Genomic DNA, 24,067 nt, shown 5'->3' on the forward strand with positions numbered 1-24,067 from the left:
GCGTGCACGCCAGCTAACGAACGAAGTGCGGCACGCCGTCGGCGGCGAGCGCAGACTCGACGAGCTGCCGGTGTCTGTCGTTCAGCTCCGGGAGCTCGTCCAGGGTGAACCAGCCGACGTCGGTGGATTCGTCGTCGTTCACGCATGCAACACCCGCCACATACCGGCAGCTGAAGTCGGTGTTGAGGAAGGTGCACACGTCCCCGTTGGGGAAGGTGACCGGCCCCACCACCTCCACCCGGATCAGGTGCTCGACCCGCGCCGTCACGCCGGTCTCCTCGAAGATTTCGCGCACAATGCCGGGCCCCGGTTCCTCGCCCGGCTCCAGGATGCCGGTGATGACCGTCCATTGCCCGTTGTCGGTGCGCTTCCCCAGCAGCACCCGGCCGTCGTCGTCGAGCACCACACCGCCGACGCCGGGAAGCCAGAGCGGCTCGTGTCCAATTTTCCTGCGGAGGGACAGAATGAAGTCGGGGATGGGCATGGGTTCAGCCTAGCGAGGGCAGGGCCATCCCGAGCGCGGCCCCCGCAATCATGACCGGACCGAACGGAATCGCCGACGTGAGCGTGCCACGACGAGAACCGATCAGAATGAGCCCCCAGAGCGCACCAAGCCCGAACGCGGCAATCGTCGCCCACAGCAGCTGGCTCCAGCCGACGAACCCCAGGTAGAGCCCCAGCAGGCCGGCGAGCTTCACGTCGCCGAATCCCATCCCCGCGGGATATAGCGCGCGCATCAGGAAGTACGCCAGCCAGAGCACTACTGCTCCCCCAATCATAGTGAGCACCCTGGCTCCGTCCCCGGCCAGCAGGGCGGCCACCCCGAGCAGCAGCCCGGCAACCGGGTAGGCCGGGAAGATGATCCGGTTCGGCAGCAGGTGACTCCGGATGTCAATGACGCCCAGCCACACGCCGGCCACCCCGAAGGCGGCCAGCGCCAGCACAACGAGCACCGCGGCCACCGGGCTGTCCGCGAGATACCTGACGAGGATGTCGGTCATGGGATCAACGGTAGTTGACCCCCGCTGGTGCTCCAATGGCGGCGGTTACACTGTGGATATGTCGGCAACACACAGCGGAACACCAGCAGCCACCTTCCGGTCGCTCTGCAGGTCCTCGCCCTGGAAATGGGAGACCCTGCGCTTCGCTGTGGCCTGGCGCCGCCCCGAGGGAGATACCCGGCCGCTCAAGGCCTGGCTGCGTCGACCGGCGGCCCTCCGGGTTGAGGACGACGACGGTGTGCTCCTCCACAGCACCACCGGCACGGCAGGCTCACGGGACGCCCTCTATGTGAGCGCCACCCGGAAGTCCTGGCTGCTCGCGCCCCGGCTCATCACCCCGGTGTACAACGACGTCGGCTTCGTGCTCCGGCGACCGGATGCCGCATATGGTGAGCCAGCGTTCGGGGACCCGCGGTGGGCGGCGATGCTGGACCCGGTCGAGTTCGCCGGGGAGTCACCCGTCGCCTTTGAGACCCCTTTCGCCAACCGTGTGGAGCTGGAAAATGTTGTCGAGGAGACCTTCCAGGGCCGGCCGGTCCTCCGCGCGGTTGCCACCCCCAACCTCTCCTACAAGCCGTTCGCTCCCGGCCATCCCCTGATTGGACGCGGCCGCACCGAGGTCACCGTGGATGTGGGTACGGGCATCTGCGTGTCCACCCTTGCCCTGGACGGGCCGTTCGCCGGGGGCGGGCACTGGGTGCGCATCCTGGGGGTCGACGAGTATATGGTCGACGACCATTTCGTGGACTCCGGGATGGACCCGACCAACGTCGGCTCCCACATTCCGTGGAATGTGTCCTGACCCTCAGCGCACCGCCCCCAACCGCGACGCACCTAAATTTCGGCGCCCTCCAGAAGTTCGGTAACGAGCGCGGCGATGGGAGACCGCTCTGACCTGGTCAGGGTGATGTGACCGAACAGGGGGTGGCCTTTCAGTGTCTCGACCACTGCGGCGATCCCATCGTGGCGCCCCACCCGCAGGTTGTCGCGCTGGGCAACATCGTGGGTGAGCACGATCTTCGAGTTCAGGCCGATCCGGCTCATCACCGTGAGCAGCACGTTCTTCTCCAACGACTGGGCCTCGTCGACAATGACAAACGAATCGTGCAGGCTACGACCCCTGATGTGGGTCAGGGGCATCACCTCGAGCATCCCGCGATCCATTACCTCCTCCACCACTTCCTGCGACACCAGCGCTCCCAGTGTGTCAAAGACGGCCTGGGCCCACGGATTCATCTTCTCGCTCTCGCTGCCCGGGAGATAGCCGAGTTCCTGGCCGCCGACTGCGTAGAGCGGCCTGAAGACCACCACTTTCCGGTGCTCGCGACGTTCCAGGACGGCCTCCAGCCCGGCGCACAGCGCCAGCGCCGACTTCCCGGTGCCCGCGCGGCCGCCCAGCGACACGATCCCCACCTCGGGGTCCATCAACAGGTCAATCGCCAGCCGCTGCTCGGCGGACCTGCCATGGAGTCCAAAGACGTCCCGGTCACCCCGCACCAGCCGCACCTGCTTGTCGGCCCCTACCCGGCCAAGTGCCGACCCCCGGAGGGAATGCATCACCAGACCGGTGTTGGCTGGCATTTCGGCGGCTTCAGGAAGGAACACCGGTTGGTGGTCGTACAACGTATTGACGTCGTCTTCGGCGACGTCGAGTTCGGCGACGCCGGTCCACCCCGAGTCCTTGACCAGTTCGTTGCGGTACTCGTCAGCCTTCAGGCCCATCGCCGACGCCTTGACCCGCATCGGCAGGTCCTTTGAGACCACCGTGACGTTCCGGCCCTCGTCCGAAAGATTCTTGGCGACGGCGAGGATCCGGGAGTCGTTGTCACCGCCCCTGAACCCGGGAGGTAGCACCGCCGGCGAAATGTGGTTCAGCTCGACCCGCAGCGTTCCGCCCTCTTCCCCGAGAGGGACCGCCCGGTTGAGCCCGTCGTGTTGCACCCGCAGGTCGTCGAGGAGACGCAACGCCTTGCGGGCGAAGTACCCCAACTCGGGGTCGTCACGTTTGGCCTCCAACTCGCTGATCACGATGATCGGCAGGATCACCTCATGCTCGGCGAACCGGGTGATGGCGAGCGGATCCGAAAGCAGAACCGACGTGTCGATGACGTAGCTTCGACTACCGAGGCTCTCGACAGACGAAAGGCCCGCCTCGGCAAGGATCACGTCGTCATCCGTGCTGGTGCGGGCCTCGTGGGTGGCTGTTGGGGGGAGGGTGTGGCCTGAGTCGAATGAACGCTGTGGTGTGTCAGATATGGCCATGTGGACTCCACTGGCGGGGCGTGCCGTCCCCGACTTGTGATGGTTGGGTAAGACAGTGAGGCCGCGAGGCCTGGCACGGCCTCCCCTGACGTCGCGCGGTGCTGGTCTGCACTGTTCGCTGCATCGGTAGCCTCCCGATCAGTCGGCATGGGTGCCTCCTGATGGAGTCGAGAATACGCTCGACGACCGCGTTGAGGGGACCCGGTGCGGCGTGTCGAAGAAGAATTCGCCGTTAACTTCTAGCCGCCGAAACGCCGCTGCCGCCGTCCGTAATCGCGCAGCGCGCGCAGGAAATCCACCCGGCGGAAATCGGGCCAGAGAGCCTCACAAAAGTAGAACTCGCTGTACGCGCTCTGCCACATGAGGAACCCCGACAGGCGTTGCTCGCCCGAGGTACGAATGACCAGGTCCGGGTCCGGTTGCCCGCGGGTGTACAGGAAGGAGGAGATCTGCTGGTCGGTGAGCCCTTCGGCGACGCCCTCGAGGGAACCGCCTTTCGACGCCGCTGCGCGCATCAATTCCTTGACCGCATCAACGATTTCCCGGCGCCCGCCGTAACCGACCGCGACGTTCACGTGGAGGCCGTCGATCCCCTTGGTGTGGGTGGCAAGGGAACACAGCTTGTCGGCCAGGTTGTCGGGCAACAATTCAAGGGCGCCCACCGGCTGTACCCTTACCCGGTTGCTTTCCCCCAACCGGTCGAGAGTATTGGCGATAATGTCGAGGAGCTGCTCAATTTCCTCCGGGGAACGGCCCATGTTGTCGGTGGACAGCATGTACAAGGTAACGACCTCGACGCCGAGCTCCTCGCACCAACCCAAAAATTCGTGAATCTTGTCGGCGCCAGCCTGATGTCCGTCCCGGGTGGGCGCGCCGGCCAGCTTAGCCCACCGCCGGTTGCCGTCGACCATCACGCCGATATGGTGGGGAATCCGGTCAGGGCTCAGGGACCGCTGGAGCCGGCGTTCATAGAAGTTGTAGGCGAATCCTGGGAACTTCACGGGGTGATTCACCTGTCCTTCTTCCTCTGGTACTCCGGCTGCACCAGCTGGGGCGCCGGATAGGTCTACTCCTAAGGTACCGCCAAGGACCGGTTGCTCCGCCGACGGCGTCTGGGTGGTTCTCCCGTATCCCCGCCGGAGCCACGCTACCGGGCGGTAACTTGGGCCCAAAACCGACTAGAATTGGCGCATGACCTCGACCACGCCAAGCGCCCTGAAACCGAAGCTGCGCGGCTGGCTTCATGCAGGGGCGACACCGTTGGCACTGGCCGCCGGGATCGTGCTGATTGCGGTCGCGCCCACCGCCGCCGGCAAAATCACCTCGGCCATCTACGCACTCACCGGGGTGATGCTCTTTGGCACCAGCGCCGTGTATCACACGGGCACCTGGACTGACCGCACCAGGGTGGTCCTGAAGCGTCTTGACCACACCAACATCATGCTGGTGATCGCCGGCAGCTACACCCCGCTGGCATGGGCACTCCTGGAACCCGATAAGGCCGCGGTACTGCTCTGGGTGATTTGGTCCGGTGCGATTGCCGGAGTGCTCTTTCGGGTGCTTTGGGTCAATGCTCCACGCTGGCTCTATGTACCCGTCTACGTGGCCCTTGGCCTGGGTGCCCTGTTCTACCTCCCCGACTTTTTCGCCGCAAGCGCCGCCGCGACCGTCCTGATCTGTATTGGCGGCGCCCTTTACATTGCCGGAGCGGTCTTCTACGCACTGAAGCGCCCCAACTTCAGCGTGAACTGGTTCGGCTTCCACGAACTCTTTCACACCCTGACCATCGCGGCCTTCACCGTTCACTTCATCGCGATCATGATTGCCGTGCTCAACCCGCTCTCCTGAACCACCCTCAAAATCCTTGACCCGTGCCGCAGCACGCAGTAGATTGTTAATCAACCAGTTGGTTGATCAAAGGAAAAGTTGATTAGGATGGCTGCCGCGGACAATGCGCTTCTTGACAGAGCCTTCCTGGCTCTCGCCGACCCGGTCCGGCGCCGTATCATCGCCCACCTCAGCCGGGGCCCTGCCACGGTCAACGAACTGGCTGAACCCTTCGCAATCACCAAGCAGGCGGTCTCGAAGCATATCCAGGTCCTTGAACAGGCACAGCTGGTCACGCGTACCCGCGATGCGCAGCGCCGGCCCGTTCACCTGAACCCGGCTCGGCTTGAGGCGCTCACCGCTTGGATTGACCAGTACCGGTTGGTCCGTGAGGGTCAGTTCCGCAGCCTCGATGCCCTGCTGCACTTATCCGCCGCGGAGCGCGGCAACCAGGAACACCAGAGCCCCAAGGATTCATCATGAGTAACGCATTGACACTCACCGTCCCGGACGCCGCCCCCTTCATCGACTTCGAGCGGGACTTCGACTTCCCCGTCGACCTCGTTTTTCAGGCCCACGCCCAGCCCCACCTGATCGGTCAGTGGCTCGGACCGCGCCGGAACACCATCGAGGTTGATCACTACGACTTCCGCACCGGCGGAAGCTACCAGTACAGGCACACAGGTCCGGACGGCGCCACATACACCTTCAGCGGCGTGTTTCACACCGTCAGGGAGAATGACTTCGCCATCCAGACCTTCGAATTCGGCGGGTACCCCGATGTGGTCAGCATCGAGTTCCTCACCTTCCAGGACCTGGGCAACGGCCGGTGCAGGCTGAGCGGCCATGCGGTCTACCCCACCCAGGAGGCACGGGACGGCATGGCGGCCTCAGGGATGGAGGGCGGGATGGCCGAGAGCTACGAACGGCTTGAAGAGTTGCTTTCCTCGATTGCCCCTAGCTGTATTGCCCTAAGTGGTTGGTAACGCTGCGGCTACAGTCGGGCTATCCGCAGCTGGTCAGTGGTTGGCCGGAGGAGACCCCGGGCCACTGCCGGAACCATTGGGCGCGCGATCGGCGGGGACACGACCGGCGTTGGGACGCGGGCTGGGGGCGCCGCCGTCGTTCGCCTGGCCCTGGGCGGCGTCCGCAGCGGCTGCCTCGTCCACCATTCCCTGGTAGCGCACCCGACGGATCCGCTTCGACATGTCGCGGATCAGGAAGATCACTGCCACCACCATCGCCAGCGTGAAGATGAACCCCCACAGACCAGGGGTCACCTGGCTGGGGTCCAGTCCCGGCCTGAGCCCGTCCTCCTGATTGGGGGCGGGGCTCACGGCGGACACCAGGTTGAGCAGGTAAGACACAATGCACCACTTTCAAAAGGAACGGCGGGCAGCGTGGCCCACCCTCCCTATTCTATGCCAGCGAAGAAGTCGGTCTCGGGCAGTGTGGCCTCAACCCGGGCGTGAATAAGTGAGTAGTCTTCCCACGGCCAGACCTTCCGCTGCAGGTCCGCCGACACGGCGAAGAAGAACCCCTCCGGGTCCACCTGGGTGCGGTGGGACAGCAGGGCCCGATCGCGGTCTTCGAAGAACGCGCCGCACTCGATTTGGGTGGTGGTTTCGTGGGTTGGCGCTGGCGCCTGGTGGCCTTCAGAGTCGGCTTCCAGCCAGGCAGCAATCCGGGCGGCATACGGCGATTGCAGCCCGGCTTCCTCCAGCGCGTTGTGCAGGGCGTGGAACCGTTCAGGGTTGAAGGCGCGGTCGTAGTACAGCTTGGCCGGGGCCCAGGGCTCCCCGGTCCCCGGGTATCGCTCGGCGTCGCCCGCCGCGTGGTAGGCCTCGACAGCCACCTTGTGCGCCATGATGTGGTCGGGGTGGGGGTAGCCGCCGTTCTCGTCGTAGCTGAGGATCACGTGCGGGCGGAACTCGCGAATCAGTTTCACCAGGGGGGCGGCCGCGCGCTCCAGGGGCTGCAGGGCGAAACACCCGAAGGGTAGCGGCGGGAGCGGATCCCCCTCCGGCAAACCGGAGTCGGTGAAGCCCAGCCAGCGCTGGCGGACTCCCAGCGCCGTCGCGGCGCCCGCCATCTCCCGCCGGCGAAGGCCGGCCAAGTCCCGCAGCGCGTGCGGTTCGCCAGCGATCTTCTCGTTGAGAATGTCGCCACGTTCGCCGCCGGTGCAGGTGGCAACCAGGACATCGACACCGTCGGCCGCGTACCGCGCCATGGTGGCGGCGCCCTTGCTCGACTCATCGTCCGGGTGTGCGTGGACCGCCAGCAACCGGAATCCCTGGCCAAGAGTTGACGCGCTAAATGATGAGGTGTTTTCCGGGCTGGGCAACTACTGCTCCTGTGGTTTCGGCTGTCGCTTTAGGCAATAAAATCCGGCGGGGATAAAATGGTGTGCGATGGATACCAACCAGCCGCCAGTATCAAGAGTAGCCAATCGCTACGGCAGCCCCAAGCCGGGAATTCCGGGGCGGACAAGGAAGCGGATCATCTGGGCCGCCCTGGCCTTCGCTGTGGTTGCTACCGCCGTGTTCAGCCTGCAAACGGGTGTCCGCGACGTGACCGCCAAGGACGTCGGGTTCAGCATCCAGGACCCCGGCAATGCCACGGTGGACTTCGATGTCACCAAGGCGCCCGAGAGCACTGTGCAATGCGCCGTCCAGGTACTCAGCGAGACCTACGCTGTGGTCGGGTGGGATGTGGTGGAGATCGGCCCCAACGGCACCGATAAGGGGACCGATGGCGGACGGACCACCGCGCACCGGGCGCAGCTTCGCACCGAGTCCCAAGGTGTCTCCGGTGGGGTCGACGCCTGCTGGGTGCTCGAGGAGACCCCCTCGTCCTAGGACCCTCCCCAAGGCCGGAACGTCTCGGTTTCACTACATTTAGGGCCCTACCCCCCTGCGCTCCCTTGGGATATGTCAGGCATCACGACTACACTGGGGGTAAGACGTTCGGCTCCCCCAACCGGTGATCAGCGGTGTATGTGGTCATCCCAGGGTGGAGCCTTTATTTGTTACTAAGCCTGCTTACAGCACCTTGTGCAGGCTGCCACCATGCCGGAACCACTGAGTTGACGGGTTTCGGACAGAGCTAAGGAGATGCCCGTGTCCACCAACAGTGCACCTGTCGCATGGCTTACCCAGGAGTCCTACGACCGCCTCAAAGCCGAACTGGAACAGTTGTCCGGTCCCGGCCGAACCGAGGTTGTCGCCCGCATTGAGCAGGCCCGGTCCGAGGGCGATCTTAAGGAAAACGGCGGCTACCACGCAGCCAAAGAGGAACAGGGCAAGTCCGAGGCACGCATCCGCCAACTGACAGCTCTTCTCGAAAGCGCCCATGTCGGTGAAGCCCCCGAAGACAACGGGATCGTCGAGCCCGGCATGCTGGTCCACGCCAAGATTGCCGGCGACGACGCCACGTTCCTACTCGGCAGCCGGGAGGTCGCCGGCGACACCGACATCGACGTCTACAGCGAGAAGTCTCCGCTGGGAGCAGCCATCCAGGGCAAGAAATCGGGTGACAAGGTCACCTATACCGCCCCGAACGGCAAGTCGATCGACGTCGAGGTACTGTCAGCCACGCCGTACGTCGGTTAGCACACACTGTGGCGCGATTGCCGCGCCTATGACTGTCGACGGCGGTCCGTCCCATCCGGGACGGGCCGCCGTCTGAGTATCAGGGCGGCGAGGACTCCCCCCAGCGCTCCGAACAGGTGCGCCTGCCAGGACACGTTGGAGCCAACGCTGGGCAGGATCCCCCAGAGAATTGAGCCATACATCAGGAACAGCACGCCAGCCAGCAGGATCTGCCGGAGGCTACGGTTGTAGAATCCTCTGACAATCAGGTAGGCGAACAAGCCGAAGACCAGGCCCGAGGCACCGATGGTGAGTCCCCCGCCGAAGATCCACACCCCAATTCCCGAGGCAAGCCAGCTTGCGGCGACCGCCACAGCGAAGCGTCTGGTCCCCTCCAGGAAGGTCAGGAACCCGAGCACCAGCAGCGGCAGCGTGTTGCTCAGCAGGTGACCGAATCCCGCGTGCAGCAACGGCGCGAACACCACGCCGTCGAGCCCCGACAGCTCCCGCGGATCGATCCCCAACCAGCCGATCAGCCGGGCACCGGTCAGCAGATTGACCAGGTGGATGGCCCAGAGCAGTGCGGTGAACGCGCCGACCAGCAACAATCCTTTGCGGGCCCGTGCCGCGAGCATTGTCAACCCTCGATGACCATGGGCTGGAAGCCTTCGGCCCGCAGGTTGTTCAGGATGAGGTGGCAGTGTTCCTCGCCTTTGGTTTCCATATTGATGGTGATGGCGACATCCCCCATGCTGATCGACCCACCCACCCGGGTGTGATCGACGCCGGTCACGTTGGCATCGGATTCTGCGATGATGCGGGAGATGGTGGCCAGCGAGCCCGGGCGATCGTCGAGGAGCATCCGCACCACCAGGTATCTGCCAGCCGCGGCGAGGCCGCGCTGAATGACCTTCAGCATCAGCATGGGATCAATGTTGCCGCCCGAGAGGATGACGGCTGTGTTACCCGGCGACGCACCATTCTCGGTCAGCTTGCCGTCCAGCAGGGCTGCCACGCCCACCGCGCCAGCGGGTTCAACCACCATCTTCGAGCGTTCCAGCAGGAAGATCAAGGCCCGGGCCAGCGAATCCTCGGTGACGGTGACGACGTCGTCGACCAGTTCCTTGATGATCGAAAACGGGAGCTGGCCCGGCCGTCCGACGGCAATACCATCGGCGATGGTGGACACTTTGGTCAGCGGCACCAGCGCATCGGCCGCCAGCGACGGCGGGTAGGCCGCAGCGTTCTCGGCCTGCACGCCGATGATCCTGATTTCCCGGCCCAGTTCGCGGGCCCTGGCCTTGACGGCGACGGCGACGCCGGCCAGGAGTCCACCGCCGCCCACCCCCATCAGGATGGTGTCGACGTCGGGCACCTGCTCGAGGATTTCCAGGCCGATGGTCCCCTGTCCGGCCACCACGTCCACGTTGTCGAAGGGGTGCACAAACACGGTGCCGGTCTCCTCGGCGTACCGCTTGGCTTCGGCGAGCGCCTCATCCACGTTGTGGCCGTGCAGCACCACCTCGGCGCCGTGGCCGCGGGTCGCCGCCAGCTTGGGCAGGGCGACACCGAGCGGCATGTAGATGCGTGCCGTGATGCCCAGACGCGCCGCGGCGACGGCGACCCCCTGCGCGTGGTTACCGGCGGACGCGGCAACCACGCCCCGGGCTCGTTCGGCGTCGGAGAGCCGAGCCATGCGGACATAGGCGCCGCGGATCTTGAATGATCCTGCCCGTTGCAGGTTTTCGCATTTCAACGACACGTTCGCGCCGATGAGCCGCCCCAGGGCCCTCGACTCTTCGATGGGGGTGCGGGCGATGACGCCGTCCAGCAGTTTCTGTGCAGCCTGGACATCGTCGAGTGTCACCGCGAGATCAAGAAGATCAGTCACTGGTTGGCCTTTCGTGGTTCTTTACTGTGAGTGGTTTCCCACTGTCATACGGATCGGTGTGGGGTGAGCCGGTAGACGGTTCGGGGGTTCCATCGGGCGGGGGCGGCACACCACCCACCGCGGGATCGGTTTCCCAGGAGCGGGAGGCGATATACCGCACCACAGTGTTCACCACGGCAAGCAGCGGCACCGAAAAAAGTGCACCCGGGATGCCCGCGACGAGTGTCCCGCCGGCGACGGCGAGCACGACCGCCAGGGGATGCAGCGACACCGCAGGGCCCATGATCAACGGTTGCAGGACGTGCCCCTCAAGTTGCTGCACCGCGAGGACAATGACCAGCATGATCAGCGCATTCACCCAGCCGTTGGCCACCAGAGCCAGCAGGACAGCGACCAGGCCAGTGAACAGGGCTCCCACAATGGGGATAAAGGATCCGAGGAACACCAGGACACCGAGCGGCAGCGCCAGGGGAACGCCGATCAGGGCAGCGCCGGCGCCAATGCCCACCGCGTCCACGAAGGCGACGAGCATCTGCACGCGCACGTAGTTCGCCATGGAGGACCAGCCGCGACGGCCGGCACCGTCGACGGCCGTTCGGGCGTCGCGGGGCATCAGGCCGACGACGAAACGCCAGATCCGCTCACCTTCCAGCAGGAAAAAGATCAGAGCGAAAACGGTCAGCAGCGCCCCCGCCCCGAAGCTCCCCGCGCTGCTCCCCAGAGAAATTACCCCGGTGACAATGGTGCCACTGTTGTTTTGGACGGCGGCGGCACCCTCGTCAATGAACTGGTCGATCTGGATGGTGGTGAGTCCCAGCGGCCCATCGTGCAACCAACCCTGGACCTGCTGGATCCCCTCGACCGCCTCATCCCAGAGGTCAGCGAACCCGAGCGCCAGCTGTCGTCCGGCGAGCGTCGCCATCGAGCCCACCACACCGAGGAACACCACAACAGTGACGGCGACGGCCAGACCGTTGGGAATCTTTGCCTTCCTGAGCAGGTCCATCACGGGCAGCAGCAGGCTCGCCAGCAGGCCGGCCAGGAGGAGGGGAATGATCAGGAGCGAAATGTGGCCGAGCAACCAGATCAGCCCCCCGGCGACCAGGAGGATCAGGCCGACCCGCCAGGCCCACGCAGCCGACAGGCTCAACGCGTACGGGACGTTCCGGGCCAGCGCGTGCCGTGACGCCTGGTCGGGGGCATCCTGACGTACGTCCTGGGGCTTCCGCTGCGCGGGGCGAATCATCCTGCAATCTTTCCACACGTTACTGACCAAACGACATTGACTCAACGACGCCGGATGACCGGCCCGGGACCCCGTCAGCGGTTCGCCCTAGTGATCACCGCAATTTTCGGATATGTTTGAAACTGTTAGAAAACGTCACTTTGGGAAGGAATTCATGCTTGCCGCTGAACGGCGCGACGCGATCGTGAGCGAATTAGTGTCCAAATATTCTGTTCGCGTCTCCTGGCTTGCCAACCTGTTCGGGGTGTCGGAAATGACGATCCGCCGCGACATCGATGCGCTCGACGCGATGGGCGCGCTGATCCGGGTGCATGGCGGTGCAACCCGGTCACCTGCGTCCAGCGCACTTGAACCGGGATTCTCAGCCAATCTGGATCTGCATTCGGCGGCGAAGAAGCTGATCGCACGAAGGGCCAGCCAGCTGATCCGACCCGGGATGACCATCGCCCTCACGGGCGGCACTACCGTGTACCAGCTCGCTGCCCTCCTGCCGGAGCGTGGCCCATTGACCGTGCTGACCAATTCCCTGCCGGTGGCCGAGTTACTGCACGGCCTGACCGTTGACGCCGCCCCTGGACGGCCGAGCGGGATCACCGTACTCCTCACCGGCGGTGAACGATCGCCGTCGGAGGCCCTGGTGGGGCCGCTCGCCACGGCCACGGTCCGCAGCCTCAACGTTGACATCTGCTTCATGGGCGTCCACGGGATCCATCCCGACGCCGGGATCACCACCCCAAATCTGGCCGAGGCGGACACCAACCGCGCCTTCGCGCAGCACTGCGCGCGACTGGTGGTGCTGGCCGACGCCACCAAGGTAGGAGTGATCAGCCTGGCGCGTATCGCTGACCTGGCCGAGCTCAACTGCATCGTCACCGACGGTTCACCAGCGGTCCATCCCACAGACGACGTGGACGACATGGACGACGCCGACGCCGGCGACGCAGACCTCGTTGATCCCCTCGCCGAGCTGGCCTTGCACACCACCCTGATCACCCCCGACACCGCTCCAGCCAAGGAAACCCACCCATGACCCTGGTTACTCCCACCCGACTCTCCGATGGTCGTGAACTGATCTATTTCGACGCGACGGACACGTCCGCTGCCCTGCACCGGGACCCGGCCGCTGTCGCCGATACCCGGGGGCTGCCGGCGCGTGGCGGCACCGGCGACGCCCGCTTCGACGCCCTCACCGGTGAGTGGGTGGCAGTCGCGGCGCACCGCCAGTCCCGGACGCATCTGCCACCGGCGGACCAATGCCCCCTGTGCCCCACCACCGAGCGCAACCAGTCGGAGATCCCGGCGCCGGACTATGAGGTGGTGGTGTTCGAGAACCGTTTCTCATCGTTCGGTCCATCCCTCGGCGGGCTACCGGAGGCCGCGGGGTGGGGCACCACTGCTCCCGCGTACGGGCGCTGCGAGGTGGTGGCGTTCGACGCCGCCCACGAGGGTTCCTTCGGGTCCCTCACCCCGGACCGGGCGAGGACCGTCGTCGATGCGTGGGCGCACCGGACGGAGGCTCTCTCGGCGCTCGACGGGATCCGGCAGGTCTTCTGTTTTGAGAACCGGGGCGAGGACATCGGCGTCACACTCCTGCACCCACACGGGCAGATCTACGCCTATCCCTTCATCCCGCCCCGCTCCGCCGTGATGGCGAGGGCAGCGCGGGCGCATTACGACGCCGTCGACGGGCGGGAAACGCTGCTGGCGGGGATGCTGGGAGCCGAGCGGGAGTCCGGCGAGCGCATGATCCTTGAGGGCGAACATTTCAGCGCGTATGTGCCCTTCGCCGCCCGCTGGCCGCTGGAGGTCCACCTGGTGCCGCACCGCCAGGTTGCTGACCTCGCGGGCCTGGCCGACGATGAACGCGATGAACTGACTACTATTTACCTGGATCTATTGGGGCGGGTTGACCGGCTCTATTCCACCCCTACCCCCTACATTGCGGCCTGGCATCAGGCACCACTTGACGCGACTTTGCGCCCTGCGAGCCGGCTTCACCTGCAGCTGACCTCCCCGCGCCGGGCCGAGGACAAGCTCAAGTTCCTCGCGGGATCCGAGGCCGCCATGGGCGCCTTCATCAACGACACCACGCCCGAACAGGTGGCGGCTAACCTCCGCGACGCCGTCGGATCAACAACCGCCGTCGGATCAACAACCGCCAGCGAACCAACAACAGAGGACACCCCATGAAGCCCCCCGTACCACCGCCGGTAACCGATCTTGTAGCAGCCTTCACTGGGCGGTTCGGCAGCGACCCGGTGGGGGTCTGGTCGGCGCCCGGCCGGGTGAACCTGATCGGGGAGCACACCGACTACAACTTGGGCTTCGTGCTGCCCTTTGCCATCAACCAGTCAACACGCGTCGCCGCGGCCCGCCGGACGGATCGGACGGTCCGGGTGGCGTCGACCTTCAGCGGCGGCGACGACGTAACGGTCGAGCTCGACGGGCTGCGCCCGGGCAGCGTCGACGGCTGGGCAGCCTACCCGGTGGGGGTCCTGTGGGCGCTGGAGCAGGCGGGGCATCGGCTGCCCGGGCTGGACCTGCTGATCGACTCGAGCGTCCCGGTGGGCGCCGGCCTGTCCTCGTCGGCTGCCATCGAGTGCGCCGTCGCCGTGGCAGCCAACGATTTGGCGGGTGCCGGGCTGTCGGCGCCCGAGCTGGCGTTGGTGGGTCAGCGCGCCGAGAACGAGATGGTCGGAGCGCCGACCGGGGTGATGGACCAGTCCGCGTCACTGCTCGGCCGCTCCGGGCACGCGGTGTTCCTTGATTGCCGCAGCCTTAAGGCCCAACTGGTGCCACTCCCCCTCGCCGAGACGGGACTGACCCTCCTGGTCATTGATACGCGGGTCAGCCATTCGCATTCAACCGGCGGCTACGCCGACCGGCGCGGATCCTGCGAGCGGGGAGCCGAACTGATGGGGGTAGCCTCGCTGCGTGAGTTACGGGTAGCGGACCTTGCGGAGGCCGCCGGGACTCTCGACGAGGAGACGTTCCGTCGCGTCCGGCACGTGGTGACCGAGAATGCGCGGGTCGAGGACATGGTGGAGCTGCTGGCCGCCAAAGGCCCGACGGCGATTGGGCAGCTGCTCGACGCCAGCCACTCATCGATGCGGGACGACTTCGAAATCTCCTGCCCTGAGCTCGACCGTGCAGTCGAGTCGGCCCGGAGTAACGGTGCCCTGGGGGCACGGATGACCGGGGGTGGATTCGGCGGTGCAGCGATTGCGCTGACACCCAACGACGACGTCGACCGCGTCACGGCCGCCGTACAGGATGCCTTCGCCGCTGCCGGATTCACCGCCCCGTCGATCTTCTCCGTGCTGCCAGCCGACGGCGCCGGACGGATCGCCTGAACACCCGGGTGCACCAAAAGGACGGCGCCCGCAGCAATCGCTGCGGGCGCCGTCCTTTTGGTGCGGCTGTTTGGGTGCTGCCGGGAGGCTAGTCGTTGCCGCGCATGATGGCGATCACGCGGATGAACTCGACGTACAGCCAGACCAAGGTGACGGTGAGGCCGAAGGCCGCAGTCCACGAGTATTTCTGGGGTGCACCATTACGCACACCGACGCTGATCGAGGTGAAGTCGATGACCAGGGAGAAGGCGGCGAGGCCGATTGCGAAGATCCCGATGACCAGTCCGAAGGGAATGTCAGTACCAGGAATGGTCGCGCCGCGCAGGCCCCACGGGTCCTGGCTCACACCGAACAGCATCAGGCCGAGGTTGATCAGGCTGAACGCGGCGTAGCCGATGATCGCGATCATGAAAATCTTCATCGCCTTCGGTGTCGCCCGTACCTTGCCGCTCCTGAACAGGACCAGGGTGACGGCGAAGACGGTCAGCGTGCCGAGCAGCGCCTGCAGGGCGATGTTGGGATACATCGCCTCAAGGAACATGGTCAGCCCACCGAGGAACAGGCCCTCAAGGAACGCGTAGCCGAGGATCAGCGCGGGGACCGGCTCGCGCTTGAACGAGTTGACCAGGCCAAGGACGAACCCGCCGATCATGCCAACGACCATCAGTGGCATGGCGAGACCCGGGAGCAGGAAGGCCGGAACAGCCGCACCCAGCAGGACCACGCCGATAGACAGGACCGTCTTGACGATGACGTCGTCGAAGGTCATCCGTCCCATCTGTGAAGGGCCAGCTGACGGCTGGTTGTACAGGTCTTCCATCTGGGTGGTGCTCAGGGCGCTCTGGCCAGCGAGTGCCGTTGCACCGTACCCTGCAGAACCACTGCCTGCCGGGTTGTCGCCACGCGCAGCGGAACGGAAGTTCTTTCCGTTGAATACCGGGTTACCGCCAAGTGCCATGTTAACTAGTCCTCCAATGGGGGATGAATGTACATTTAACCTTACCAATCCCAACGCCCGCTGGGGCATTTTGTTCCCCCACGGCACAACGCCCCACGGCAGTCGTTACCCAATCGCTACCCGCCCGTAGCGATTTGGGCTCCAGGCGAAACGCTGCACGGGTAACATGAACTCACACTCGGTGACATGTGTCACAAGCCGTCCTTACTCCGCCGGAACGCCGGCGGGGTAGCCCATAGTGAGGTTCACAACTTGATAACCCGACCGACGCCTGCGTGGATCAGGAGGCTGCTGGTTTTCACGACCGGCCTCATAGCCATCCTGCTGCTCAGCGCCCCCGCAGCCCAGGGCTACCACCCAGGGACACCCGCCACCTCCCCTGGTGCGCTGGCATCGTCCTCACTTCCCGCCGGCCAGGTCGTGGCCCAGGAGTTCACGGACCGGATCAGTGGTGTTCTCAGGAACGCCGACGGACCCCTTCCGGACGTCACCATTTCGGTGACGGGTAACGGCTTCGAGGGTGAGGCCACCTCCGCCGCCAATGGATCCTGGTCGGTCGGCGTCCCGGAACAGGGCGCCTACGAGGTTACGCTCGTCGAGGAGACTCTTCCCGAGGGCACAACCCTGGCCGAGGGACAAGCCAACCCCCGAACAGTCACCTTCTCCGGTACCTCCAATGTGACGACGCTGTTCCTGTTTGGCGAGGGAATTGTCACGAATACCACCAGCTTCTGGGACACCCTTGCCGAGCGGACCCTTGCCGGCCTCAGTTTCGGCCTGCTCCTCGCGCTGAGCGCCGTCGGATTGTCCCTGATTTTCGGTACCACCGGACTGACCAACTTCGCCCACGGCGAGATGGTCACCTTCGGTGCCGTCGTCGCCTTCGGGTTCGCCGCCCTGGGGTTGCCCATCTTCGTTGCCATACCGCTGGCGGTGGTTGCTGGCGCACTTCTCGGCTGGGTACAGGACGCCGGCCTGTGGAAGCCGCTGCGACGCCGCGGTACCGGGTTGGTCCCCATGATGATCGTCAGCATTGGACTCGCGCTGGCCCTTCGGTACATCATCCAGTTCAACTTCGGTGGCGCGACCCAGCAGCTACCTGGCGCCCAAAGCGCACGCCTCGACTTCGGCCCGGTCTCCATCTCACAAAACAACCTCAATTCGCTGCTGATCTCACTGGTGATCATCCTGCTCGTCGGGTTCCTCCTGCTGCGCACCCGCATCGGTAAGGCCACCCGAGCCGTCTCGGATAACCCTGCCCTCGCGGCCGCGTCGGGTATTGATGTGGACCGAGTGATTCGAATCGTCTGGATGGTCGGCGGTGCCCTGGCTGCGCTCGGAGGCATCCTCTGGGCGTACTACCGTCCCGGTGTCTCGTTCAACATGGGTCAGCAGATCCTGTTGCTCATCTTCGCCGGCGTCGTCCTCGGCGGACTCGGCACCGTGTTCGGCGCCCTCATCGGGTCCATCATTGTGGGACTGTTCGTTGAAATCTCCACCATTTGGCTGGAGGCCGACCTCAAATATGTGGGTGCGCTTCTGATCATGATTCTGGTTCTTCTGTTCCGGCCGCAGGGTATCCTGGGCCGCAAAGAGCGCGTCGGTTAGGGGCTCACACCATGGATTTTGGAAATATTCTTGCACTCGCCTTCGGCGAAATGATCAGCCCCACCACCGCCGCCTATGCACTGGCCGCCCTCGGTCTGGCCGTCCACTTTGGCTACTCTGGCCTATTGAACTTTGGCCAGGCCGGCTTCATGGCGGTCGGCGCCTACGGCTACGCCATCTCGACGCTCACGTTCAACGCCCCCTTGCCGGTCGCCGTCCTGGTGGCGCTCACAGCCTCCGTGCTGTTCGCTCTCCTCCTGGGTATCCCCACTCTTCGACTGCGCGCCGACTATCTAGCGATCGTCACCATTGCCGCAGCAGAGATCGTGAGATATATCGTGACCACCAACGGACTCACCGATGTCACTGGGTCAGCCAACGGACTTGCCAACTTCGAGAATGGCTTCTTCGGGTTGAACCCGCTGGCTCCGGGATCCTACAATGTGGGGCCCATCGCGATGAATGAGCGTGACCTCTGGATCAGGATCGTGGGCTGGACCGTTGTAGCCCTCGCCTGCTTGACCGTCTGGTTGCTCATGCGCAGCCCGTGGGGCCGGGTTCTCAAGGGCATCAGGGAGGACGAGAACGCCGTCCGTGCCCTGGGCAAGAACGTCTACGCCTACAAAATGCAGGCCCTGGTCATCGGTGGCCTGCTCGGTTCCCTTGCCGGTATGATCTTCACGCTCCCCCGCGGTGCCGTGCAACCTGCTAACTACGCCACCGAGCTGACCTTTTTCCTCTATACCTGCCTCCTGCTAGGTGGCATGGCAACCGTTCTCGGCCCAGTGGTCGGCGCGATGATCTTCTGGGTGGTGCTGTCGCTAACTCAGGGGCTGTTGTACGGAGCAATCGAAATTGGAGCCATTACCTTCCTGTCCAACGTGCAGGCCGGTCAGCTGCGGTACATCCTTGTTGGTGTTGCCCTGATGCTGCTCATGGTGTTCAGACCCCAGGGCGTCCTGGGTAACAAGAAGGAGCTGGCGTTCGCATGACCGAACCACAGGAAACGCAGCCGAATACCGCCGGAGACCCGCGTCCCCCCAAGCACAGCGCGGCTGTCGCAGCGAGGTCGGCGGAAGCTGTCAGCGGAGCTGCCACATCGGTTGACTACATGACTGATTCACGCGACATCGCCGCTGGTGAGACGGGTCCCGGCTGCAAGAAAAGGGATCCGATTCTGGTGGCCGAGAAAGTGACGCGAAGCTTCGGCGGCATGAACGCCGTCGACGTCGAATATCTGGAAGTGCCCCGCAACAAGATCACCGCACTGATCGGCCCCAACGGCGCAGGAAAGACGACCCTGTTCAACCTGCTGACCGGGTTCGACACACCCAACAGTGGGCAGTGGCGGTTCGACGACCACAGCATCGCTGGTGTGCCGCCCTACAAGGTGGCGCGGATGGGAATGGTCCGCACCTTCCAGCTCACCAAGGTGATGGGCAAGCTGAGCGTCATGGAAAACATGCGCCTCGGCGCCACGAAGCAGCCTGGCGAGAGCCTGGCGCGCGCCCTCTTCAAAGGGATGTGGGGTAAGCGGGAGAAGGAAATCACCGAACAGGCGGACGTCCTGCTCACGAAGTTCAAACTCGACGCCAAGAAGGACGACTACGCGGCGTCGCTATCCGGCGGTCAACGCAAACTGCTCGAAATGGCGCGGGCCCTGATGGTCAAGCCAGTCCTTGTCATGCTCGATGAACCGATGGCCGGCGTGAATCCGGCTCTCACCCAGTCGTTGCTGGACCACATCAAGAATCTCAAAGCCGAAGGCATGACAGTGCTGTTCGTCGAGCACGATATGCACATGGTCCGTCACATCGCCGACTGGGTGGTGGTGATGGCTGAGGGGAAGATCGTCGCCGAAGGACCGCCAGAGGTGGTCATGAAGGACAAAGCGGTGATTGATGCCTATCTCGGTGCCCATCACGACGTCGACCTCGGGGATTCGAAGGGCGTGGAGCTGCTTGAGGTTGAGCTTGCCCAGGATGAAGATTCCGTCGTTGGGACCGCCGATGCCGGAATCCTCGCCAGTCCCGGCGGTAGCCAGCCGGAGATGGGGCAGGGGGGCACCACCACAACGGAAACCAGCGGACCGGATACCGCGCCTGACAATAGGGAGACCCGACCATGAGCGAGGACAACAGTACGTCGGTGGTCAAGGTCACCGACCTGGTGGCCGGCTACCTACCGGGCGTCAACATTCTCAACGGGTGCAGCATCGAAGCCCGCTCGGGTGAGCTGATCGGCATTATTGGACCCAACGGGGCCGGCAAGTCCACCCTGTTGAAGGCCATGTTCGGCTTGGTGAAGGTGCATTCCGGCACAGTAGTGGTCAGGGATAAGGACATCACCGGGTTGAAAGCCAACAAGCTGGTCAGCCAGGGGGTTGGGTTTGTCCCCCAGAATAATAATGTGTTCGCCTCGCTGACCATCGAGGAGAACCTTGAGATGGGCATGTACCAGCGCCCGAAGGACTTCAAGAAGCGGTTCGAGTTCGTCGCCGACCTGTTCCCCGAACTGGGGAAGAGGCGGGCGCAGCGGGCCGGGTCGCTCTCCGGTGGCGAACGCCAAATGGTGGCGATGGGCCGTGCGCTCATGATGGACCCAGCGGTTCTCCTGCTTGATGAGCCCTCTGCCGGTCTGTCTCCGGTGAAGCAGGATGAAACCTTCCTGCGCGTCCATGAGATCAACCGCGCCGGGGTATCGGTGATCATGGTCGAACAGAACGCCCGCCGCTGCCTCCAGATCTGCGACCGGGCGTACGTGCTCGATCAGGGCAAGGACGCGTACACGGGGACTGGCCGTGAGCTCATGAAGGATCCGAAGGTGATCCAGTTGTACCTGGGCACCCTCGCCGACACCGCCTAGCAGGCGGTGTGATATCGTACAACGCCCGGCTGGGAATCCAGCCGGGCGTTGCACGGTGGCGCGCGTCTTAGCTCGGGTCAGTCCCCGACCACCGCTATCCTCGCCAAGGTGTGAGATCAGGCGACCTAGCCCCGTGTTTTCATCGGATGTGTGGTTTGAGGTGTGTTTAAGCAGGGAAAGGGTGCTCTGACTTGGGAAAATAGTGGTGTCTAAGCCGTTATTTTCTGATCAAGAGGGAGCACCCTTTCGATGCATAAGTCTACCCATGTTTTCCCGCCGGTTCCGGTGGATTTCACTGGCCAGTCGCTGATCTCCCACGCCGGAATGAAGATCCTCACCGGGTTCATCGACGCCCTGGATTTCAAGGATTTGTGCGAGGACCGGCTCCGCCAGTTCACCCCGCCCGGTGCCGCCCACCGCCCCGGCGGGCTGGTAGCCCGTCTCGCGGTGATGCTCTGTGCTGGCGGTGAATACGTCTCGGATCTAGACATGTTCCGGAGCCAATCTGGCATCTTCGGACCCGTGGCCTCCGACGCGACCGTGTCCAGGTTCTTCGACCGGGCCGCCGCGAATCCTGAGGTTTTCGCCCACGGGTTTGAAACCCTGACCAGGACGCTGCGCTCGAGGGTCTGGAAAGCGGCCGGAGACCGGAATCCAGCCGCACGTGCCACACCGGCGGAGCCGCTGATCATTGACCTCGACGCGACGTTAGTGACCAGCCACTCGGACAAGGAAGCCGTGGCGGGCACCTATAAGGGCGGCTACGGGTTCGCGCCATTCACCGCGTCCATCGATCACGGCACCGGGTACGGTACCGGAGAGATTCTGGCGTGCTTACTGCGCCCCGGCAACGCTGGCGCGAACAACGCCGCTGACCATATCCGTGTCTTCACCACCGCCATCAACCAGTTACCCGACGGCTTCTTCAACGAAACAGGGACACTGATCGGGGACAGAGTACTCATCCGCACCGACAGTGCCGGAGCGTCCCGGAAGTTTCTCTGGCACCTCCACGATGCTGGCGTGCAGTTCTCCACGTCTTACCCGCTGCCAGCCAGCAAAGCCCACATGGTGCACTGGCTTGAAGACCAAACCAACTGGCAGCCCGCCCTCGACGCCGCAGGAAACAACCGCCCCGATGCGTGGGTCATCAACGCCACCGACGTCATCCCCTTGATCGATTACCCGCCGGGCACGAACATTTATCTGCGGGCCGAACCCCTTCACCCTGGAGCTCAACCCACCCTGCTCGATCTGGACGGTCACCGGATCACCGCGTTTTTGACCAACTCACCGCGCTGGCACGCACCAGCACTGGCTGCACGCCACCGGGCTCGAGGCCGGTGCGAGAACCGCATCAAGACCCTGAAGAACACCGGCCTGGGGAAACTGCCCTTTCATTCCTTCGCCGCGAACCAGGCCTGGGCGTCGCTGGCATCCTTGGCTCTGAATCTCACCTCCTGGCTGCAACTCACCTGCCTGCCCGCCGGGCACCGGGCCGCGTGCTGGGACATCAAGCGTTGGCGCTACCGGGTTTTCGCTACCGCCGGAAAACTCATCACCACGGCCCGCAAGCAACAACTCTTGTTCTCGGAAACCGTCCCAGAACGAGCCCTCATGACCGTGATACTGGCAGCGATCACCTCACTCAAACACCCCGCGCCCGGCTAACCCCTACCCCTGGGATCACCCCAACGATCAGAGACGAAAACCCACCGGACGTGGAACCGGCGCCCACCCAGAGCGACCCAACAGGGCAACCAACCACGCCCCAAAACCAATACAGCACAAGCGGCCCCGCCCATCGACCTCAAACACCCGACCCAAACTCCGATGAAAAATCGAGGCTAGAGCGACATAGAGCCCTCCAGACCCGCCGGAGCTCACTTCTCGGCGCAGCAAAACGGCCGCTGCACCCCCCAAACAATTCGGGAGGTACAGCGACCGTTTGTGGTGCGAGTGTGGTGCTGGTTTGATCGGTTGAACTGACTAGCCGGCTTAGAGCTTTCCTGTTTCTGAACGGCTCGGCTGCGGGACGTTGTCCCCGTCGAATGCGTAGATCCCGATGAACGCTTCGGTAGGATCTCCATTTTCGTCGAAGCTAATCGGGCCGGAGATACCGTCGTAGTCAATATCCTCACCGTCGCGCAGCAGGGTCACGCAGGCCGCGAAGTCAAAGCACTTTTCGCCATCCTGTGACACTGCCTGCAACTCGGCAGCGATGGCCTTGCCGTCGGTCGAGCCCGCTGCTTCAGCCCCCAATGCCATCAAGTTGACGGTGTCGTAGCTTTCGCCTGCGTAGCTCCAACTGGTAAGCGCGGGATCAATCTCAAGCAGTGCCTTCTGGAAGGCGTCACCGGTGAACGGGCCGGGAATCGTACCCTGGGCTCCCTCGAGCGTGCCCGGATCCAGGTCCTCGCTAAAGTCGCTGGTGTTGCCGTCAACGAAGAACATGGTTGTCGGATCCACACCTTGCGCGGTGAGCAGTGGAACAATACTGGCGGCCTGGTCGAAGCTGATGACAACTATGGCGTCCGGGTCAGCGGCTACCACCGCGTCAACCTGGCTGCTGAACTGTGAATCGCCCTCGTTGAACATCTCGTTGGCGACCACCTGACCGCCGGCGCTTTCGACCGCGTCTGTGACGAACCCCTGCAGTCCGGTGCCGTAGGCGTCGTTGAGGACAATCATGCCCACGGTCTGGGCTCCGCATTCCATGATGTAGTTGCCGAGGATGCCTCCCTGCAGGATATCCGCCGGTGCCGTTCGCCAGTACAGTCCGTCGTCGTCCCAGTCAGTGAAGTCTGGGGCAGTGTTCGCCGGGGACATCTGGATGACACCAGCGCCGGTGATCTGGTTGATCACGGTGCGTGAAACACCGGACGAAGCGGCACCGATGATGCCGCTGACGTCCTGCGACAGCAGGTCGGTGACGGACTGGGTGGCGATGTCGGTGGTGGTGTCACCGGAGTCACGGTGGACGATTTCGGCGTCCTTGCCGAGCACACCGCCCGCCTCGTTGATCTCCTTGATCGCGAGGTTTGTGCCGGCGATCTCGGGTGGGCCGAGGAACGCGAGCGCACCCGTGGTAGGGAGCAACGTTCCCAGCACCAGCGGAGTGTCGGAAACTGTGGTGGCCTCTGGGACAGCGGACGGGTCCCCCTTCGGGTTGGCCTCGGGCGCTTCGCCGCCCTGGCTCTCCGGGCAGCTAAGCCCAGATGCGGCGGGTGCGGTTGAACTCTCGCCGCCGTCTCCTTCAGGAGTCGATCCGCCGCAGGCAGATGCGAAGAGCGCGATGCCCAGTCCCAGGGCGGCGACCTTCGCCGCGCGCGGTGCATTGTCCCCAATGCCGAGCCGCACGAAGTTGCGTGTTGCAGTCATGTATGTTTTCTCCTCGACCGAAAGGCATTATCGGCCTTTGATGCGATCACCAGGTGTTCCTGGTATGTAGAAAAGCTAATGCAAA

At 64.3% G+C, this 24,067-nt stretch carries 25 protein-coding genes; 14 read left to right on the forward strand and 11 right to left on the reverse strand.

Features of this window, described 5'->3' with window-relative positions; translation table 11 throughout:
• Positions 1-13: 13 nt before the first annotated feature.
• Both ACX80G_RS00195 and ACX80G_RS00200 read right to left on the reverse strand, forming a co-directional pair.
• On the reverse strand, positions 14-484 hold the full coding sequence (locus ACX80G_RS00195; RefSeq protein ID WP_459304960.1) for an NUDIX hydrolase: 471 nt from the start codon (positions 482-484) through the stop codon (positions 14-16).
• Between the two features lie 4 nt (positions 485-488).
• A complete protein-coding gene (locus ACX80G_RS00200) occupies positions 489-1,001 on the reverse strand; it encodes a prepilin peptidase (RefSeq protein WP_459304961.1) in 513 nt (170 codons plus the stop codon).
• 58 nt (positions 1,002-1,059) lie between these two features.
• Between ACX80G_RS00200 and ACX80G_RS00205 the strand changes: the two genes are divergently transcribed.
• A complete protein-coding gene (locus tag ACX80G_RS00205; protein WP_459304962.1) occupies positions 1,060-1,803 on the forward strand; it encodes a hypothetical protein in 744 nt (247 codons plus the stop codon).
• Positions 1,804-1,835: 32 nt separating this feature from the next.
• Here ACX80G_RS00205 and phoH2 read toward each other — a convergent pair whose 3' ends face one another.
• Positions 1,836-3,263: an RNA 5'-3' helicase PhoH2 gene (phoH2, locus tag ACX80G_RS00210; RefSeq protein WP_459304963.1), complete on the reverse strand. Its 1,428-nt coding sequence runs from the start codon at positions 3,261-3,263 to the stop codon at positions 1,836-1,838.
• Between the two features lie 239 nt (positions 3,264-3,502).
• Positions 3,503-4,264 carry an isoprenyl transferase gene (locus tag ACX80G_RS00215; protein WP_459305335.1) on the reverse strand — a complete coding sequence of 254 codons (762 nt, stop codon included), beginning with the start codon at positions 4,262-4,264 and terminating at the stop codon, positions 3,503-3,505.
• Positions 4,265-4,454: 190 nt separating this feature from the next.
• On the opposite strand from ACX80G_RS00215, the gene trhA reads away from it, so the two are divergent.
• From trhA to ACX80G_RS00230, 3 genes are all read left to right on the forward strand, one after another.
• On the forward strand, positions 4,455-5,111 hold the full coding sequence (gene trhA / locus ACX80G_RS00220) for a PAQR family membrane homeostasis protein TrhA (RefSeq protein WP_459304964.1): 657 nt from the start codon (positions 4,455-4,457) through the stop codon (positions 5,109-5,111).
• An 87-nt stretch (positions 5,112-5,198) separates the two neighbouring features.
• A complete protein-coding gene (locus tag ACX80G_RS00225) occupies positions 5,199-5,573 on the forward strand; it encodes an ArsR/SmtB family transcription factor (RefSeq protein ID WP_459304965.1) in 375 nt (124 codons plus the stop codon).
• Positions 5,570-6,076 carry an SRPBCC family protein gene (locus ACX80G_RS00230; protein ID WP_459304966.1) on the forward strand — a complete coding sequence of 169 codons (507 nt, stop codon included), beginning with the start codon at positions 5,570-5,572 and terminating at the stop codon, positions 6,074-6,076. Before ACX80G_RS00225 ends, ACX80G_RS00230 begins: the two co-directional genes overlap by 4 nt.
• Positions 6,077-6,109: 33 nt before the next feature.
• Here ACX80G_RS00230 and ACX80G_RS00235 read toward each other — a convergent pair whose 3' ends face one another.
• A complete protein-coding gene (locus tag ACX80G_RS00235; protein WP_459304967.1) occupies positions 6,110-6,457 on the reverse strand; it encodes a hypothetical protein in 348 nt (115 codons plus the stop codon).
• A gap of 47 nt (positions 6,458-6,504) precedes the next feature.
• Positions 6,505-7,434: a mycothiol conjugate amidase Mca gene (mca, locus tag ACX80G_RS00240; protein ID WP_459304968.1), complete on the reverse strand. Its 930-nt coding sequence runs from the start codon at positions 7,432-7,434 to the stop codon at positions 6,505-6,507.
• Positions 7,435-7,501: 67 nt separating this feature from the next.
• On the opposite strand from mca, the gene ACX80G_RS00245 reads away from it, so the two are divergent.
• Positions 7,502-7,948: a DUF4307 domain-containing protein gene (locus ACX80G_RS00245; protein ID WP_459304969.1), complete on the forward strand. Its 447-nt coding sequence runs from the start codon at positions 7,502-7,504 to the stop codon at positions 7,946-7,948.
• A 255-nt stretch (positions 7,949-8,203) separates the two neighbouring features.
• Complete coding sequence (gene greA, locus ACX80G_RS00250) at positions 8,204-8,701, forward strand: transcription elongation factor GreA (RefSeq protein ID WP_459260120.1); 498 nt, start codon at positions 8,204-8,206, stop codon at positions 8,699-8,701.
• A 26-nt stretch (positions 8,702-8,727) separates the two neighbouring features.
• On the opposite strand, the gene ACX80G_RS00255 is transcribed toward greA, so the two are convergent.
• From ACX80G_RS00255 to ACX80G_RS00265, 3 genes are read right to left on the reverse strand one after another with little or no spacing between them, the layout of a single operon-like run.
• Positions 8,728-9,315 (reverse strand): rhomboid family intramembrane serine protease, encoded by a 588-nt coding sequence (locus tag ACX80G_RS00255; RefSeq protein ID WP_459304970.1) that lies wholly within the window; start codon positions 9,313-9,315, stop codon positions 8,728-8,730.
• A gap of 2 nt (positions 9,316-9,317) precedes the next feature.
• A complete protein-coding gene (gene ilvA, locus ACX80G_RS00260; protein ID WP_459304971.1) occupies positions 9,318-10,571 on the reverse strand; it encodes a threonine ammonia-lyase in 1,254 nt (417 codons plus the stop codon).
• Entirely contained in the window at positions 10,564-11,817 is a 1,254-nt protein-coding gene (locus ACX80G_RS00265) for an AI-2E family transporter (protein ID WP_459304972.1), read from the reverse strand. The genes ilvA and ACX80G_RS00265 overlap by 8 nt, the downstream gene beginning before the upstream one ends.
• Before the next feature lie 154 nt (positions 11,818-11,971).
• Between ACX80G_RS00265 and ACX80G_RS00270 the strand changes: the two genes are divergently transcribed.
• The 3 genes from ACX80G_RS00270 to galK are packed head-to-tail and all read left to right on the forward strand — an operon-like array spanning position 11,972 to position 15,170.
• Complete coding sequence (locus ACX80G_RS00270) at positions 11,972-12,847, forward strand: DeoR/GlpR family DNA-binding transcription regulator (protein WP_459304973.1); 876 nt, start codon at positions 11,972-11,974, stop codon at positions 12,845-12,847.
• Positions 12,844-14,007: a galactose-1-phosphate uridylyltransferase gene (gene galT, locus ACX80G_RS00275; protein ID WP_459304974.1), complete on the forward strand. Its 1,164-nt coding sequence runs from the start codon at positions 12,844-12,846 to the stop codon at positions 14,005-14,007. Before ACX80G_RS00270 ends, galT begins: the two co-directional genes overlap by 4 nt.
• Positions 14,004-15,170 (forward strand): galactokinase, encoded by a 1,167-nt coding sequence (gene galK / locus ACX80G_RS00280; RefSeq protein ID WP_459304975.1) that lies wholly within the window; start codon positions 14,004-14,006, stop codon positions 15,168-15,170. Before galT ends, galK begins: the two co-directional genes overlap by 4 nt.
• Before the next feature lie 88 nt (positions 15,171-15,258).
• Here galK and ACX80G_RS00285 read toward each other — a convergent pair whose 3' ends face one another.
• Entirely contained in the window at positions 15,259-16,128 is an 870-nt protein-coding gene (locus ACX80G_RS00285; RefSeq protein ID WP_459304976.1) for a Bax inhibitor-1/YccA family protein, read from the reverse strand.
• Positions 16,129-16,380: 252 nt separating this feature from the next.
• On the opposite strand from ACX80G_RS00285, the gene ACX80G_RS00290 reads away from it, so the two are divergent.
• The 5 genes from ACX80G_RS00290 (at position 16,381) to ACX80G_RS00310 (ending at position 22,272) form a co-directional block, all read left to right on the forward strand.
• Positions 16,381-17,736, forward strand: coding sequence for a branched-chain amino acid ABC transporter permease (locus ACX80G_RS00290; protein ID WP_459304977.1), 1,356 nt, complete (start codon positions 16,381-16,383; stop codon positions 17,734-17,736).
• A gap of 11 nt (positions 17,737-17,747) precedes the next feature.
• Positions 17,748-18,728, forward strand: a complete 981-nt coding sequence (locus ACX80G_RS00295) for a branched-chain amino acid ABC transporter permease (protein ID WP_459304978.1) — start codon at positions 17,748-17,750, stop codon at positions 18,726-18,728.
• 119 nt (positions 18,729-18,847) lie between these two features.
• Entirely contained in the window at positions 18,848-19,864 is a 1,017-nt protein-coding gene (locus tag ACX80G_RS00300) for an ABC transporter ATP-binding protein (RefSeq protein WP_459305336.1), read from the forward strand.
• Positions 19,861-20,601, forward strand: a complete 741-nt coding sequence (locus ACX80G_RS00305; RefSeq protein WP_171586476.1) for an ABC transporter ATP-binding protein — start codon at positions 19,861-19,863, stop codon at positions 20,599-20,601. Before ACX80G_RS00300 ends, ACX80G_RS00305 begins: the two co-directional genes overlap by 4 nt.
• Positions 20,602-20,850: 249 nt before the next feature.
• Complete coding sequence (locus ACX80G_RS00310) at positions 20,851-22,272, forward strand: IS1380 family transposase (protein WP_459304979.1); 1,422 nt, start codon at positions 20,851-20,853, stop codon at positions 22,270-22,272.
• Between the two features lie 327 nt (positions 22,273-22,599).
• Here ACX80G_RS00310 and ACX80G_RS00315 read toward each other — a convergent pair whose 3' ends face one another.
• Positions 22,600-23,982, reverse strand: a complete 1,383-nt coding sequence (locus ACX80G_RS00315) for an ABC transporter substrate-binding protein (protein WP_459304980.1) — start codon at positions 23,980-23,982, stop codon at positions 22,600-22,602.
• Positions 23,983-24,067: the final 85 nt, after the last annotated feature.

The organism is Arthrobacter glycogeni (assembly GCF_054510815.1).